Here is a 15481-nt window from a genome sequence, read left to right as displayed (position 1 = left end):
CGCGTGACGCCAGGCGCGCGCCTCAGCCTTGTCGGCGCCGTGGCGCCAGGCTGGCCAGCGCTGCCAGGCCAGCCGCCAATAGCGGCAAGGTTCCCGGCAGCGCCACTGGCGTGACGACTGGCACGTAGACCAGTTCGGAACTGTTCAGCATGTTCAACACCAGCGTGTAGTTGCCCGCCACCAGGTGATCCGTGACGGCGCTGTATTGCCCGCCGCACGTCGTGCCGATGCCGGTGCCTGTGGGTGCGCCGCAGCCGCTGGGGTCGTAGGTGAACATGCTGCCGCTGGTGAGCGGCGTTTGCGCGTAGCCGGTATTGAGGTTGGCGGCATCGGCCAGTTCGGTGCCGCCCAGGATGCCGGAACCGAGGTTGCCGTCGGGCGCCCAGCTGAAGACGATCTGGCCATGTTCATCGATGATGCTAAACGTCATCGCCATATTCGTGGTGGCCGCCGAGCCTGTGCCGGCCAAGGCGTCCAGGTACAGCTGCATGAAGGGCAGGGCCTGGAAGTCGAAGGCCATGGTTGCGCCCGGTTGGCCGACGACAAAATTGACGGTCATCGCGGTGCTGGAACCATTGCGTCCCGAGGCGTCGGCGCTGCCGCCGCCCGCCAGGAAGGTTTCTGCCGCGTTTACGGTGTGTGTGCTGGTCGAGCCCGGTGGAAAGGGGGGGATTTGCGAGGTGACGATTTGCGCCTCGCCGCGCGCATACGAGGCATTGCCCATGCCTTGCCGTGTGAAATCATTCTCTCCCTTGCTGACGGCGCCGCGTGTCGCTTGCGGCGCGTCGATCTCATTGCTGCCGCCGTTGATGATGCTGCTGCCGTTGAGCGTGGCGGTGGTGCGCGACAGGTCGATGTTGCTGAGCAGGGAGACGGAGCCGGAGGGATTGCTGATGACCAGGCCAAAGACACTGGTGTACGAATAGCCGTAGGCGGCGGCGCTGGCGGTGCCGCTGCTGGCCAGCAGCAGAAAGGCTAACAAGACCGTTGGCAGTCGGGTGCAAGAAAATGTCGTCATGAAAAATCCTCATCTCCTGATCGGCCGCGTTGTAAGGAAAACCGACAGGCTTGCCACATAAAAAAGGCGAGGAGAGCCTCCTCGCCTGTGAATCCCCCTGTTGCCTGGTTCAGGCGGCAACCTTGCGGCGACGGGCATAGCCCAGGCCAGCCAGACCCAGGCCCAGCAGAGCCAGGGTGCCGGGCTCAGGCGCGGCCTGTTTCACCAGATCCACGCTTTCCACCGCATTCAGGGTCAAGGTGTAGTTGCCGGCTGTCAAAGCATTGCTGACGGAGCTGAAGTTGCTGCCGCACGCGGTGCCGACACCGGTGCCCGTGGGCGTGCCGCAGCCGGATGGGTCGTAGGTGAACAGGTTGCCACGTGTGAGGAAATTGGTCGCCAGGCTGGTGTTCAGGTTGGCGCCATCGGCGTTTTCCGTGCCGCCGAAGATGCCAGACCCGATCGCGCCATCGGGCGTCCAGTTGAACACCGTTGCGCCGGTCGCATCCGTGATGGTGAAGGTGACGACCAGGTTGGCCGTGGCGGTGGACAGCTGCCCGACCGTGCTTTGCAGGAAGACCTGCATGAAGGGCGAGGCCAGGAAGTCAAAGCTCAGCGTTGCCGTGGGCGAACCGACGATGAAATCGACGGAGAAGCCCGTGGTCGAGCCATTGCGCCCGGACGCATCGGCCGTGCCGGCGGGGCCGTCCAGGTGGGCTTCGGCCACGTTCACCACCTGGGTGGAGGTGGAGCCGGGCGGGAACGAAGGGAACTGCGTGCTGACGATCTGCGCATCGCCGCGCGAATAGGTGTTGGTGGGGCCTTGCTGCGTGAAGTCGTTCTCGCCTTTGGTGACGGCGCCGACGTTGGCGCGCAGGGCATCGAGCGAGCCGGCGCCGCCATTGATGACGCTTACCCCATTCAGGGTGGCCGTGCTGCGCGAGATGGTGGTGCTGTTGGCCACCGTGATCTGGCCCGTTGGTACGCCGATCACGAGGCCGAAGATGTTGTTGTAGGAATAGCCGTAGGCGCCCGCCTGTGCGCTACCTGCGGCGCACAGCATGGCCAGTGCCGCTGCGGCCGGGAGCAGTTTCAGTTTCGAGAGTTTCATTGTATTCACCTCGTGGTTGAGTGAGTCTGGAAGTCTTGCTGAGTCCTGTCGGCAGGTGCTCATGGCCAGTACCTAGCGACTTCCATGCCAACGCATGAGGCCCTTTTGAAATCAATGACTTGGCGTGTTTTTGTTGATGCGGTGCAGGCTTTGCCGGACTCGCTGTAAGAAAAACCGACGCTGCCCGTCAAGGCTGGCTGCCTTGCGGCAACGAGCCCAGCAGGGAGTGCACATGGGGTAGCAAGCGTTGCCCTGGCACATAGTCGCGCATGGCCGTGGCCAGCTGGCGCGCCGCCAGCTTGGCCCGGCCATCGTCGAGCATGCGCGTGGCGGCATGGCGTAGGGCGGTTTCCTGGAAGCGGTCGGCGCGCAGCAGCAGGCCGGCCCCGGCCTCCGTGATGCCGTGCATGTTGAGGAATTGATCGAGGTTGCCGGCGATACCGATGACGGGCACGCCCGCCGTCAGCGCCTGCTGGCTGGTGGGGCTGCCGCCGTTGCAGATCACCAGGCTGGCGCGCCGCGCGGCCGCGTCGCCCGGCAGAAAGGGCGCGACATAGGCGTTTGGCGGCACGGCGTCGACGCGGATGGTGCCGGCCGTGGCTGCCAATACGGTGACAGGCAGGGGCGCCAGCGCGCGCAGCACGCGCGGCAGCAATTGCCCCTGGCCGGAACTGCCCAGGGTGACATAGATGATGGGCCGTCCGTTGCTCAGTTCCGGACGCTGCCACCAGTCCGGCAAGTCGAGCGGCGGCGCCCAGATGATGGCGCCCAGGTAGTCGTGCGTGGGCGGCATGGCCTGCGGCGGGAACAGTTGCGGAATATCCGCATACAAGGTGCGGTCGGCATCCGTATAGATGCGCCGCAGGTCGCTGCCCAGCGAGGGCAAGCCATGGCGGCGGCGCACGCGGTTCAGGGGCACGGCATGCGAGGCGAAGGCCAGCGGGCGGATCAGGCGGAACAGGGGGGCGGCCAGCCAGATGGGCAGCAGGCCTGTCAGGGGCAGGCTGGGTACCGTGTAGTGCTGGCGCACGTACGGACTCCAATAGGCATTGCTGAGCGTAATGTAGGGAATGCGCTGCAGGCGCGCGCTGACCGACAGCGACAGGCGGAAGTCGCCGATCACGAGATCGGGCTGGACCGCATTGAGCAGGCGCAAGTCGTCTTCCACGTACGCGTGCAGGGTACTTTCAGTGTAGACAGGCTTGCCGTGGGCCAGCGCCTGCAGGAATTGCAGCGATGAAATACTGTCGATGCGCCAGCGGCGAAAGGGCGCTTGCTTGAAGCAAAAGTCATAGCCATCGGCGCAGGCGAAATGCACTTCGTACTCTTCCTCGTCCAGGCTCTGGGTCAGGCTCAGAGGGCGGCCGACGTGGGCCAGGGTCACTGCCTCGGCCATAAAGAGGATTTTTTTGCGCGCCATGGGAACCGCTGTACTCGCAGGAGGGGATGCCTGCCAGGTTGGAGTGGCGCCACGCCGTTTAGTTCCCCCGTCGCGTGCCACTGGCGGGCGCCAGGATTTGGCCGTATCGGCTAGAGTGGGGCAAAGGAGGTCACATGCAAACCCAATTCCGTCCTGCCCTGTTGCGTGCGCACAGCACGCCCGAACCCGATATGCCGCCACCGCCGGAAGGCGATCCCGTCACACCGCCGCCGGAAACGCCTCCCCACATCGAGCCCGTGCCCGTCGAGGAACCGACGCCGCCGCCACCGCCTGTGAAAATGCAGTGACGGGGCGCGGTGCGCCGCCGGCATGGCGGTGACAGGGAGATGTGCGCCGCGTTTATTTCCGATCGGAAATGGACTGCGCGGTGGCCGCTGGCGCCACGCCATTTAAACAACAAAAACGTCAATAAATGTTGCCGAGTGGATACAAATCAAACTCTAACTGTCGAGTGTCATGCGGCCGTCACGATTCTGTTCTTATAATGAGACATCATAAAAATTCTTGTACAGGAGACCATCATGGGCAATTCCTTGCATAACAAAATCTACCTGGGCCGGCGGCCTGTGATGACCAGCAAAAACCTCGTGGCGCTGGCCCTGGCGGGCGCCGTGGCGGGTTGCGGCCTGGCCTGGCTGCTGCTGCGCAACTATAAATAAGGGCTGTCCTGCCCGTCTTCCAGTCAGCCGTCCGCCGCGCGGGCGGTGACTGATTCACGTTGCCTGTTGCCGATGCGCAGCGGGGCGCGTACCATGGGGGCCGAACACCTGGCCTTTTATGGAAAAGTAATGAAGAACGAGAAATTAACAACCGATGAATATGACGCGCTGGAGCAAGTTGCACGCGGCATCAAGACCGAGCGCCCCAGCGCTTGCGTTGCCCGCAATGCCAAGCGCCTGTCCGGCCTGAAGCTGCTCAGCTATGCACGCGATGGCCGTCTGTCCATCACCGAGAAAGCACAGCAACTGCTGTTCCTGCGCCGCTGCATCATGGGGCTGCGCGCCGTCGCCACCGATCCCCTGACCAAGCTGGAGTCGGATGTGGCTTACTTCCTGGGCAAGAAAGCCCACATCGTGGCGCGCGCCGAAGGCGAAGGCTACGACATTTCCGACAAGGGCCGCGAGTCGCTGGCCGATATCGACACCCTGGGCCTGTAAGGCTCACAACCGGCCCTCGTGGCCGGTTTTCACATCTCCCCTCACTTTTAATTTCCCCCTTTGGAGAATACTTTGGACAGCGCGATGAACTGGTCGGCCCACGAACTGACGATGACGGTCTTGATGACGCCCGATATGGCCAATTTTTCCGGCAATGTGCACGGCGGCACCATCCTGAAATACCTCGACAGCGTCGCCTATGCCTGCGCCAGCCGCTATTCGGGCAGCTATGTGGTGACCCTGTCGGTGGACCAGGTGATGTTCCTGCAGCCTATCCACGTGGGCGAACTGGTGACGTTCCTCGCGTCGATCAACTACACGGGCACGACGTCGATGGAAGTGGGTATCCGCGTGGTGACGGAAAACATCCAGCAGCGCCTGGTGCGCCACGCCAACAGCTGCTATTTCACGATGGTGGCCGTGGATGCCAACCGCAAACCGGTGGCCGTGCCGCCGCTGGCGCTGGAAACGCCGGAACAGCACGCGCGCTTCGAGCAGGCCAAGCTGCGCAAGCTGTCGCGCCAGAAAGTGTCGAAGAAATAAGTCGTTGCGGACATAAAAAAACGGCCACCAGAGCGATCTGGTGGCCGTTTTTCATTGCATGCCTAGAGGCAATGGGAGACCGTGATTAACGGTCGCCGTAGCTGCGGCGTGCGCCGTCGGTGCTGCGCGGGTTGGAACCCTTGTAGCCGCCGCCGGTGCTCGGTGCGCCGTCTTTGCGTGGTGCGCCTGGCTTGCTGAACGTGCGTTGACCTGGCTTCGCGCCGCCACGGTTGTCGCCTGGTTTCCAGCCGCCTGGACGGGCGCTCGAACGTGGTGCCGATGCCGTTTTCTTAGGCTCGAAACCTTCGATGACATTGACCGGGATCAATTGCTTGGTGAAGCGTTCGATACGCTTGACGTTCATGCCTTCAGCGTGGTTCACCAGCGAGATGGCCAGGCCATTGCGGCCAGCGCGGCCGGTACGGCCGATGCGGTGGACGTAGTCTTCCGGGAACTTCGGCAGATCGTAGTTGAACACGTGGGTGATCGTTGGCACGTCGATACCGCGGGCGGCAACGTCGGTGGCAACCAGCACCTTGACCTGGCCGCGGCGCATGCCGTCCAGGGTGCGGTTGCGCGCGCCCTGATGCATGTCGCCGTGCAAGGCGGCAGCCGAGAAGCCGGCGATGTTCAGACGGTCGGCGATGGTGTCGGCGTCACGCTTGGTGGCGGTAAACACAACAGCCTGGTCCAGCGATTCGTCGCGCAGCAGGTGGTCCAGCAGGCGATTCTTGTGCGACAGGTCGTCGACGAAGTGAACGCGCTGGGTGATGTTTTCATGCTTGTTGCTCGAGCTTGCCACCTGGATGACCAGCGGGTTCTTCGTGATGCGGCGAGCCATGTTGCCGACGACGCCGTCCAGCGTTGCCGAGAACAGCATGGTTTGACGGCCTTCCGGCGTCGCTTCCACGATCTTTTCGATGTCGTCGATGAAACCCATGTCCAGCATGCGGTCGGCTTCGTCCAGCACCAGGATTTCCAGTTGCGAGAAGTCGATCTTGCCCGAGTCCATGTGGTCGATCAGACGGCCAGGGGTAGCGACCAGGATCTCAGGATTCTTGGCCAGCAATTGCATCTGTTTAGGGTAAGGCATGCCGCCCAGGATCGACACAGCCTTGATGCGGCGGATGCCGGTGCTGTACTTGTCGGTATTGGTGGTCACTTGCAGGGCCAGTTCGCGCGTTGGCGTCAGCACCAGCATTTTTGGCTGGGCGGCCTTGAAACGTGGACGCTCGCCGCGGGCGCGCGATGCTTGCATTTCCTGGTTCGGCGTCTTGCCGGCGGCGCTTTGTTCGGCGCTGGCCAGTTTGTGCAGCGATGGCAGCATGAAAGCTGCCGTCTTGCCCGAACCGGTCTGCGACGAGACCAGCAGGTCACGGCCTTCGATCGCGGCTGGAATCGCTTGCGACTGTACCGCGGTTGGCGCGGTGTAGCCCGATTCGGTCAGAGCGGCGATGATGGACGGATGCAGGCCTAAGGATTCAAATGTCATTCTTTTTCTTTCGTGAAAATCAGCGTTCTTGCAAAAAGCAGAACGCAAAATAGCAACGCCAACCAAAACGAAATGACTCAACTAGAAAGAAATTTCGGCACAAAAGCTTTGCGCCGGGACGGTGTCAGGTGCGACACACAAGGCGGGAGGGCTTTATAAGCGGCATCCTGTGGATGCGCTAAGGCTTGCGAAGCTGCTAAGTTTGTAGTGCATGTAACTGCGGTGTTGCCATCGCTTCAAGGAAACATATTGCAGCGCACAACGACACTATACCGTATTTGCAGCCGTTTTGCACGGCTTAAATGGGAAGAAACGACAGTCCTACCACGTTTTGATCATGTTTCCTATGTGAAATCAGTAAGAATACGTAGTTTTCTTCCGTTTAATGGAGCATGGCCACGAGGTCGGCGGGCAGCGGCGGCGCCTGTCGCGTTTCCCTGGCCAGGTTGATTTGCCGGGCCGCTTGCGCCACGTCGACCAGGCTGCGTTCCAGCTGGTAAGTTCCCTTGGCCTGCAGCCAAGCCAGCACGTCGGCCAGGTGCCAGATGGTGGCGCTGCCCTCATGTACGGGCGCGGGGAAGTTGTGGCGGTGTTTGTTCATCAGCTTGTGCAGGTTTTGGCGAGACAAGCCCAGCACTTGCGCCACGTCCGTCAGTCCCACGAAGTCGGGGGCGGCCTCGACCAGCACGGCCCCGGGCACGATGGCTTTCACATCGGCCATGGCGCTCAGCAGTGCTTCGCTGGCATTGCTGGCCTCGCGCGTGAATTCCAGCGCCAGGCGTCCCGCTTGCCCGATGCCGGCCAGGGCATCGTCGCAACCGCCGCCGCCCAGGCGATCGGCCAGCGCATCGAGGTCGGTTTCGTTATCGGGCAGGCGGTATTTGAGAGTAAAGATGTAATCCATGATGGCTACCCCTTGGATTTGCGTTGCATGCAGTCGTGCATCAGCTTATTGAAAGTGCAATTGTCGACCACCCGCCGTATCGCCCGCGCATGGTTGCCGGGATTTTTCGGCGTGCTCCAGATGCAGGCGATGCAGAATTCGCCGCAGCGGCAGCCGGCATCATTGTACGGGCAGTAGATCTTGCCCCAGGCATGGCTGCCACCCGTTTCCACGCGCCAGCCCTGGCTTTCCGCGTGGCGCAATGCCGCTTCGATGTCCTTCTTCGGGTGCGGGGAGCGCGCCATGCGATGCCTCCAATGTAGGTCGATACTGGTCGGTTGTCAAGTGACAACCGCAAAACATCGACCATCACCGCCTCACTCTACTTCGGGATTGACGGCCATCACTTGCGAAAAACCGCCATCGACGTAGGTAATCTCGCCCGTGATGCCGGAGGCCAGGTCTGAGAGCAGGAAGGCGGCCGTATTGCCGACCTCTTCGATGGTGACGTTGCGGCGCAGCGGGGCGTGCTCGGCCACAAAGCCCAGCAGTTTGCTGAAATCCTTGATGCCGGACGCGGCCAGGGTCTTGATGGGGCCGGCCGAGATGCCATTGGCGCGGATGCCGCGCGGACCCAGCGATTCGGCCAGGTAGCGCACGGATGCTTCCAGCGACGCCTTGGCCAGGCCCATGGTGTTGTAGTAGGGCACGGCGCGCATGGCGCCCAGGTAGGTCAGGGTCAGCACCGAAGCGCCCGGGTGCAGCAGGGGCAGGGCGGCCTTGGCCATGGCGGGAAAGCTGTAGGCGGAAATGTCGTGCGCGATACGGAAGCTGTCGCGCGACAGGCCATCGAGGAAGTCGCCGGCGATCGCTTCGCGCGGCGCAAAACCGATGGCGTGCACCAGGCCATCGAGGTGTTCCCAGTGGCGCGCCAGGTCGCTGAAGACGGCGCTGATCTGTTCATCGCTGGAAACGTCGCAGTCGAATACCAGTTCGCTGCCGAATTCCGCCGCAAATTCCGTGATGCGCTCCTTGAAGCGTTCGCCCACATACGTGAAGGCGAGGGTGGCGCCTTCGCGGTGGCAAGCCTTGGCGATGCCATAGGCGATGGAACGGTTCGACAGCAAGCCCGTGATGAGGATTTTTTTGCCTTGCAAGAAAGCCATGACGACTCCTGTCTGGGTAGGTGGGCGGGGTGGGCGGATGTACAACCGGCCGCGACAGCAAAGCTGTGGCGGCCGGTGAGGTAGGTCAATACAGCTCAGGCGATCAGTGACGGGCCTTGGCGCGACTGTTGCCACCGCCGCGCTGGATGCGCGGTTTCACCAGGGAAATTGGCGCGGCTTGCACCTTGCCACCCTTGGCGGCGCGGCGCAGTGCCTTGGCGGCCCGTTCCGGACGGTCCGCTTCCAGCAGCATGGTGGCGCTGTCGGCGATTTCCTGGGTGATGTCCTTGTTCATCGTGGCCGAAGTTTTCGGCACGAGGATGGTGGAGCCGGCACGCAGGCTGGTGCGCTGGGGAATATTGTTGGCCTGGCGCAGCACGTCGGCCGTGGTGCCGAATTTCGACGCCAGGGTTTCGATGCGTTCGCGCGCATTGGTGATCTTGTGCGTCGTCCAGCTGGACAAGGCATGGCCCCATTGCGCCAGGTTGGTGGTGAACTTGGCGGCGTTTTCCTGCGGCAACAGAATCTTGGTCTTTTCACCGCCGATGATGACGGGGCGGTTAAATTGCGGATTCAAGGCCTTGAATTCATCCATTGACAGCTCGGCCAGCTGGGCGGCAACGGTGATGTCGATGTCGCTGGTCTTGTCGATGGCCGTGAAATACGGCTGGTTGTCGACCACGGGCAGGGTCAGGCCGAACTGGGCCGGATTGGCGATGATGTTTTTCACCGCTTGCAGTTTCGGCACGTAGTTGCGCGTTTCGGCCGGCATCAGGTCGGCCAGGCTTTCGAAGTCGGTCGGCTTGCCCAGCGCCTGGTTTTTCTTGATGGCCCGCTGCACGGAGCCTTCGCCCCAGTTGTAGGCGGCCAGGGCCAGTTGCCAGTCGCCAAACATGTCATACAGGCGCTGCAGGTAGGTCAGGGCCGCATCGGTCGAGGCAAGCACGCCGCGGCGCTCGTCCTTGAACATGTTTTGCTTGAGGTTGAAATCACGCCCGGTGGCGGGCACGAATTGCCACATGCCGGCCGCATTGGCGCTGGAGAATGCTTGCGGGTTGAAGGCGGACTCGATGAACGGCAGCAAGGCCAGTTCCGTCGGCATGCCGCGCTTTTCCAATTCCTGCACCACGTGGAAGATGTAGCGCGATGCGCGCGCCGTGGTGCGGGCGATGTAGTCGGGGCGGGTGGCGTACCAGTTGACATGGTTCGCCACCAGCTGGTTGTTGATGTCGGGAATCGCATAGCCGCTGCGGATGCGGCCCCAGACGTCGGCTTCGCGCAGCGGATCGGAATTGTCGCTGAGGTTTTTCAGCAGACGGTCGGTCTTTTGCAGGCGGTTGTCGAGGGTGGGGAGTTTCGCCGTGACCTGGGCGGTCATCGGGATCAGGGCGGGTGCGGCGGCGGCGATTGGCGCGTTATCGCTCTCAACACCGGCTTCGTACGCCTGGCTGAGGGCGGGCGCAAGCGCCAGGGCCAACGCCGCCAGGACGGTAGATTTAAAGGAGTTTTCGTGCATAGTGTTCCATTGTTGTCGTCGGAGAAACATCGGACAGACCCATGATCAAGCAGCGAGTGTACGTATATCCACATGCCGGAGTCAAGAATTATGTCAGCATGATGACAGGAAATAAGCGGCAATAAGTGGGTAACGGCTGAGTTTCCATTCGCAAATGCTGTCATTATTGCAAATTTAATTTGCCCGATGCGTGATTCGGCCGCTGTTATAGCATACATGGCGAGGAGGCTGGCGCAAGCCTGGATGGCGCCCGGTATGAGGCTGCGCAAAAGTGCGTACAATTTGGCTTTGGCCGGCCATTCAGCCGCCGGCCGTCTTATTAATAGAGAGTCAAGTATATGAACACCCCGCCGCGCCACGACGACGACAACGCCGTCATCATCGCCAATACCGTTGCCTGGCTGGAAAAGGCCGTGATCGGCCTGAACCTGTGCCCGTTCGCCAAGGCCGTGCACGTCAAGAAGCAGATCCGTTATGTGGTGTGCGAATCGGGCAACCCGGAAGATCTGCTGGCGATGCTGATGGACGAGCTGCAAACCCTGGCCGACACGGATCCCGAGCAGATCGACACGACCCTGCTGATCCATCCGTACACCTTGAACGATTTCCTCGACTACAACGAGTTTCTCGACGTGGCCGACGCGGCCGTGGAAGACATGCACCTGGCCGGCGAACTGCAAGTGGCCAGTTTCCATCCCAATTACCAGTTTGCCGAAACGTTCGAGGACGACATCAGCAACTACACCAACCGCTCGCCGTACCCGACCCTGCACCTGCTGCGCGAAGACAGCATCGAGCGCGCCGTCGAGGCGTTCCCGGAAGCGTCGGAGATCTTTGACAAGAATATTGCCACGCTGGAAGCGTTGGGCACCGAAGGCTGGGAAAAGCTCGGCTTGCCGAAGGTGTCCTGATGGCGGACAAGGAATTGCCGCCGCGTCCAGACACGCCTTGCGTGGCCGTGTGCTCGACAACCTTCGATGAAATCTGCCGCGGCTGCGGCCGCAGCGTAGTGGAAGTGGCCCACTGGGTGTCGATGACGGACGAGGAGAAGGAAGTGGTGTGGGTGCGGATTCTTTCGCAAGGGTATCCGCGCCGGAATACTTGATAGCGACGCAATAGAGTATTGCATTACTCCATTGCGTCGACGCTTAAGCAAATCGTAGCGAGCGGCGATGATTTGTGGCTAAGAAGCGCAGCCGTACTCAAGTACGGCGAGCATCGCAGGCCGCAAAGCGCGCCGCGCAGTAGATTTGCTTATGCGTCTCAGAAGCTGCCGATGAAGTCTTTCTTGCCCACTTCAATGCCGTTATGGCGCAGGATGTCGTACGCCGTCGTCGCGTGGAAGAAGAAGTGCGGCAGCGCATAGTGGAACAGATAGGTCTGGCCCGTGAAGTGCTTGGTCTTTTCGCCGCTGCCGGTGGTGATGGCGCGCGTTTCGCTGCCGTCGATGTCCGCTTGCGGCAGGCTTTCCAGGAAAGCGATGGTTTTCACGATGCGCGCTTTCAGTTCCGCAAAGCTCTGTTCGCTGTCTTCATACGGTGGCACGGCCACGCCGGCCAGGCGCGCGCCGCAGCCCTTGGCGAAGTCGGTGGCGATCTGGATCTGGCGCACGAACGGCAGCATGTCCGGGAACAGGCGGAATTGCAGCAGGGCGTTCGGGTCGATTTTCTTGTCTTGCGCGTGCGTTTCCGCCTTGTCCAGGATGGTGGCCAGGCTGCCCAGGATCTGTTTGAAGACGGGGATCGAAGCGGAGTAGATGGAGAAGGTCATGGTGGTTCCTCTAGGTAAAGTGGCGCGATGATAGCAAGCTGCGCGCTTTTCTGCTGGCGCCGGCCGGACGCGCCGGGCGGCGTGTGGTTTTTCAACCCTGTTTATATGACATGAGGTAGCCGTTGGCGTGTGTTTATTGGTGACTTTCCCCGCTTTTTCCATGCATAATTGCTCCTGATAAAGTTTCTTCCCGCCTCACCACCCGATTCCCCTGTAAAGTCAATGATCGCCCGCCTGATCCCTGTTGCCCTGTTGCCGCATGTTTAATTCACCTTACCAGCGCCTGCGCGCCAGCCTGCGTGTGCTGTACGGCTCGTCTATCTATGGCGCCTTGCTGCTGGTGGTATTTGGCGGCCTCGTCGTTCCCGCCATCTTCGGCAGCTATGTGCTGGTCGGCGTGCATGAGCGCCAGTCGGCGCGCACCAGCCTGAACGAAGCCTTGCAGCGCAATGCCGATATCCTGGCGCTGGGCATGCAGGAGTCGCTGTGGAACATGAACGCGGAATCGGCCCATTCGCTGGTCGAGTCGGTGATGCGCGACCGTTCCGTGCTGCTGGTGAAGGTGCTGGGGCAGGGCGACACGGAATTCATCCGCCTGCAGGCGCCGCAGCGGCCCGTGGGCAATCTGTACCGCGCCGAGCGCGACATCCTCGTGCGCGGCGAACGCATCGGCCACGTCGTCGTCGAGATGGACGATGCGCGCAGCCAGCAGGAGCTGCGCGAAAAGCAGATCTCCTATATTTTCGTGCTGGGCGCGCAACTGGCCGTGTCGATGGCGCTGATCGTGCTGTTCCTGAACCGCCGCCTGTTGAAACCCCTGCGCCGCCTGACGCGCTTTTCCGACCGCCTGTCGCACGGCGATTTCGACACGCCCCTGACCTCGCACAGCACTGACGAGCTGGGTCGCCTGACGGCCCAGCTTGAGCAAATGCGCGCGGCCATCGGCCAGTTGTTCGAGGATGTGGGCCAGCGCGAAGAGCGTTTCCGCACCATCGTCACGCAGGTGCCGGGCGCCGTCTTCCGCTACCGGCCCGACGGCCCCATCGATTTTGTCAGCGATGCCATCGAAGAGATTTCCGGCTATTCGGCGCGCCAGTTCATGCGCGGCACCACGCATGCCTGGGCCGACCTGATCTGCCCGGAAGACCGCCGCGAGCACCGCCGCGCCGTCCGCCAGGCGGTGGCCGAGGTGCGTCCATATGCGCTCGAATACCGCATCATCGACGCTTTCGGCATCGAGCGCTGGGTGGCCGAGAATGGCCAGCCGCAGGCGGGCGAGCAGGGCGTCATCTGGGTCGACGGCATCATTGCCGACATCAGCCAGCGCAAGCACCACGAGATGCGCATCGAAGCGCTGCTGACGGAGCAGAGCGCGATTCTCGACAACGTGATGTTCGGCGTGATGTTCGTGCGCCACCGCCGCATCATTTCCGTCAACCGCCGCTGCGAGGAACTGTTCGGCTACGAGCATGCCGAGATGACGGGTAATTCGACGGCCATGGTGTTTATGAGTTCGTATGACTTCGAGGAGGCGGGCGAGCGCCAGTATCCGGCGCTGGCCATGGGCGGCGATTTCAGCGAGGAGCGCCAGTACAAGCGCCGCGACGGCAGCCTGTTCTGGGCGTTGGTCAGCGGCTGCGCGCTCGATCCGCTGCGCCCCAATGAAGGCAGCATCTGGGTGTATGCCGACATCACGGCGCGCAAGGAAGCCGAGGAAAAACTGCGCCTGTCGGCCACCGTGCTCGAACATATCGCCGACGGTGTGATGGTGGTCGATGCCAGCGGCATCATCGTCACCGTCAATCCCGCCTTCACGCAGATCACCGGCTATGCCGAAGCGGAGGCGGTGGGCCAGCACTCTTCGCTGACCCGCTCGGCGCGCCACGACTCTGCGTTCTACGAAGCCATGTGGAACGAGCTGAAGGCCAGCGGTTTCTGGCGCGGCGAAATCTGGCATCAGCGCAAGAATGGCGAGCTGTATCTGGAGTGGCTGACCATCAGCGCCGTGCGCGACGCGCGCGCCGGCACCACGCATTACGTGGGCGTGTTCAGCGACATCACCCTGATCAAGGAGTCGCAGGAAAAGCTCGACCACATGGCCCACCACGATCCGCTGACGGCCCTGCCGAACCGTTTGCTGTTCCACGACCGCCTGCAGCACGCCTTGCTGCGCGCCGCGCGCGACCAGGAGCAGCTGGCCGTGCTGTTCATCGACCTGGACCGCTTCAAGAACGTCAACGACACCCTGGGCCACCATGTGGGCGACGAACTGCTGCAAAAGGTGGCCGGCCAGCTGGCGGCCCGCCTGCGCGAGGGCGATACCCTGGCGCGCCTGGGCGGCGACGAGTTCATCGTGCTGCTCGAACGCGTCGACGGCGAGTACGGTGCGACGCAGGTGGCGGAAAAGCTGATGACCATGTTCGACCAGCCGTTCACGGTGGCCGACCACGAACTGTTCGTCACCTGCAGCGTGGGCATCAGCCTGTATCCGGACGATGCGCTGGACTTGAACATGTTGATCCGCAATGCCGACGTGGCCATGTACCAGGCCAAGGCGCGCGGGCGCAATGGCTACCGCTTCTATGCGCCGTCGATGACGGGCGAAGGCGTCGAGCGGCTGCGCCTGGAAACCTTTTTACGCCGCTCGATCGAGAAAAACGAGATGTTCCTCAATTACCAGCCGCAGGTGGAAATCGACACGGGCCGCCTGGTCGGCGTCGAGGCGCTGGTGCGCTGGAACCACCCGGAACTGGGCCTGGTGCCGCCCGCGCGCTTCATCCCGCTGGCCGAGGACAGCGGCTTCATCAACCAGTTGGGCAAATGGGTGCTCGACGAAGCATGCCGCCAGATGATGCGCTGGCAGGCGCAGGGCTTGCACGTGCCGAAGATGGCCGTGAATCTGTCGGTAAAGCAGTTCGAGCGGGGCAGCATCGCCGGCATGGTGGCCGACATTCTGAAGGAAACGGGTCTCGAGCCGCAGCGCCTGCAGCTGGAAGTGACGGAGTCCGTCATCATGAACACGGGCGATGCGCTCGGTTTCATCAACGACTTGCACGCCATCGGCGTGGGCCTGGCCATCGACGATTTCGGCACCGGTTATTCCTCGCTCGCGTATCTGAAGCAGTTGCCCGTGCAAACCCTGAAGATCGACCGCTCCTTCATCAAGGATATCTCGACGGACGTCAATGACGAAGCGATTGCGATTGCCATCATCCAGCTGGGCAAGAGCATGCAATTGTCCGTGATCGCCGAAGGCGTGGAGACGGAAGAGCAGGCGGCTTTCCTGCTGCGCCATGGCTGCAAGCTGGCGCAAGGTTATTTTTATAGCCGCCCGGTGCTGGCACAGGATATGCTGGAGCGCTGGATCGACCCGCTGGATCAACCACTAACCAATTAAAGGGTATC

Annotated in this window: 16 protein-coding genes; 7 read left to right on the top strand and 9 right to left on the bottom strand. The window is 62.1% G+C overall.

What is annotated here, in order from left to right; genetic code table 11:
- Window positions 1-22: 22 nt before the first annotated feature.
- From U0004_RS20725 to U0004_RS20715, 3 genes are all read right to left on the bottom strand, one after another.
- Window positions 23-1018 (bottom strand): EDSAP-1 family PEP-CTERM protein, encoded by a 996-nt coding sequence (locus tag U0004_RS20725; protein ID WP_081345574.1) that lies wholly within the window; start codon window positions 1016-1018, stop codon window positions 23-25.
- Between the two features lie 109 nt (window positions 1019-1127).
- A complete protein-coding gene (locus tag U0004_RS20720) occupies window positions 1128-2108 on the bottom strand; it encodes an EDSAP-1 family PEP-CTERM protein (RefSeq protein WP_070255383.1) in 981 nt (326 codons plus the stop codon).
- Between the two features lie 187 nt (window positions 2109-2295).
- Window positions 2296-3528 carry a glycosyltransferase gene (locus U0004_RS20715; protein ID WP_070255380.1) on the bottom strand — a complete coding sequence of 411 codons (1233 nt, stop codon included), beginning with the start codon at window positions 3526-3528 and terminating at the stop codon, window positions 2296-2298.
- 134 nt (window positions 3529-3662) lie between these two features.
- On the opposite strand from U0004_RS20715, the gene U0004_RS20710 reads away from it, so the two are divergent.
- The 4 genes from U0004_RS20710 (at window position 3663) to U0004_RS20695 (ending at window position 5249) form a co-directional block, all read left to right on the top strand.
- Window positions 3663-3836 (top strand): hypothetical protein, encoded by a 174-nt coding sequence (locus tag U0004_RS20710; protein WP_162835752.1) that lies wholly within the window; start codon window positions 3663-3665, stop codon window positions 3834-3836.
- 234 nt (window positions 3837-4070) lie between these two features.
- Window positions 4071-4208 (top strand): hypothetical protein, encoded by a 138-nt coding sequence (locus U0004_RS20705; RefSeq protein WP_162483240.1) that lies wholly within the window; start codon window positions 4071-4073, stop codon window positions 4206-4208.
- Window positions 4209-4337: 129 nt separating this feature from the next.
- Window positions 4338-4706, top strand: a complete 369-nt coding sequence (locus U0004_RS20700; protein ID WP_034779283.1) for a hypothetical protein — start codon at window positions 4338-4340, stop codon at window positions 4704-4706.
- An 84-nt stretch (window positions 4707-4790) separates the two neighbouring features.
- Window positions 4791-5249, top strand: coding sequence for an acyl-CoA thioesterase (locus U0004_RS20695; RefSeq protein ID WP_070255772.1), 459 nt, complete (start codon window positions 4791-4793; stop codon window positions 5247-5249).
- A gap of 85 nt (window positions 5250-5334) precedes the next feature.
- On the opposite strand, the gene U0004_RS20690 is transcribed toward U0004_RS20695, so the two are convergent.
- The 5 genes from U0004_RS20690 to U0004_RS20670 all read right to left on the bottom strand — a co-directional run bounded on the left by U0004_RS20690 (window position 5335) and on the right by U0004_RS20670 (window position 10306).
- Window positions 5335-6741 (bottom strand): DEAD/DEAH box helicase, encoded by a 1407-nt coding sequence (locus U0004_RS20690; RefSeq protein WP_035820280.1) that lies wholly within the window; start codon window positions 6739-6741, stop codon window positions 5335-5337.
- 382 nt (window positions 6742-7123) lie between these two features.
- The gene (locus U0004_RS20685; RefSeq protein ID WP_070255377.1) at window positions 7124-7645 is read right to left on the bottom strand and encodes a helix-turn-helix transcriptional regulator; all 522 of its coding nucleotides are present in this window, start codon (window positions 7643-7645) and stop codon (window positions 7124-7126) included.
- 5 nt (window positions 7646-7650) lie between these two features.
- The gene (locus tag U0004_RS20680) at window positions 7651-7929 is read right to left on the bottom strand and encodes a hypothetical protein (protein ID WP_070255374.1); all 279 of its coding nucleotides are present in this window, start codon (window positions 7927-7929) and stop codon (window positions 7651-7653) included.
- 72 nt (window positions 7930-8001) lie between these two features.
- Window positions 8002-8790, bottom strand: a complete 789-nt coding sequence (gene fabI, locus U0004_RS20675) for an enoyl-ACP reductase FabI (protein ID WP_034779273.1) — start codon at window positions 8788-8790, stop codon at window positions 8002-8004.
- A 103-nt stretch (window positions 8791-8893) separates the two neighbouring features.
- Complete coding sequence (locus U0004_RS20670) at window positions 8894-10306, bottom strand: transglycosylase SLT domain-containing protein (RefSeq protein WP_070255371.1); 1413 nt, start codon at window positions 10304-10306, stop codon at window positions 8894-8896.
- Window positions 10307-10644: 338 nt separating this feature from the next.
- Between U0004_RS20670 and U0004_RS20665 the strand changes: the two genes are divergently transcribed.
- Window positions 10645-11217: a DUF1415 domain-containing protein gene (locus U0004_RS20665; protein ID WP_034779269.1), complete on the top strand. Its 573-nt coding sequence runs from the start codon at window positions 10645-10647 to the stop codon at window positions 11215-11217.
- Entirely contained in the window at window positions 11217-11411 is a 195-nt protein-coding gene (locus U0004_RS20660; protein WP_070255368.1) for a DUF1289 domain-containing protein, read from the top strand. The genes U0004_RS20665 and U0004_RS20660 overlap by 1 nt, the downstream gene beginning before the upstream one ends.
- Before the next feature lie 158 nt (window positions 11412-11569).
- Here the strand turns inward: U0004_RS20660 and U0004_RS20655 are convergent, their stop codons facing one another.
- Window positions 11570-12076: a DUF1993 domain-containing protein gene (locus U0004_RS20655; protein WP_070255365.1), complete on the bottom strand. Its 507-nt coding sequence runs from the start codon at window positions 12074-12076 to the stop codon at window positions 11570-11572.
- Window positions 12077-12335: 259 nt separating this feature from the next.
- On the opposite strand from U0004_RS20655, the gene U0004_RS20650 reads away from it, so the two are divergent.
- A complete protein-coding gene (locus U0004_RS20650; protein WP_070255362.1) occupies window positions 12336-15473 on the top strand; it encodes an EAL domain-containing protein in 3138 nt (1045 codons plus the stop codon).
- Window positions 15474-15481: the final 8 nt, after the last annotated feature.

Origin of the sequence: Janthinobacterium lividum (genome assembly GCF_034424625.1) — a bacterium.
GTDB lineage: Bacteria > Pseudomonadota > Gammaproteobacteria > Burkholderiales > Burkholderiaceae_D > Janthinobacterium > Janthinobacterium lividum.
Note: the sequence above shows the minus strand (reverse complement) of the source record. Positions and strands in the feature narration are given on the sequence as shown.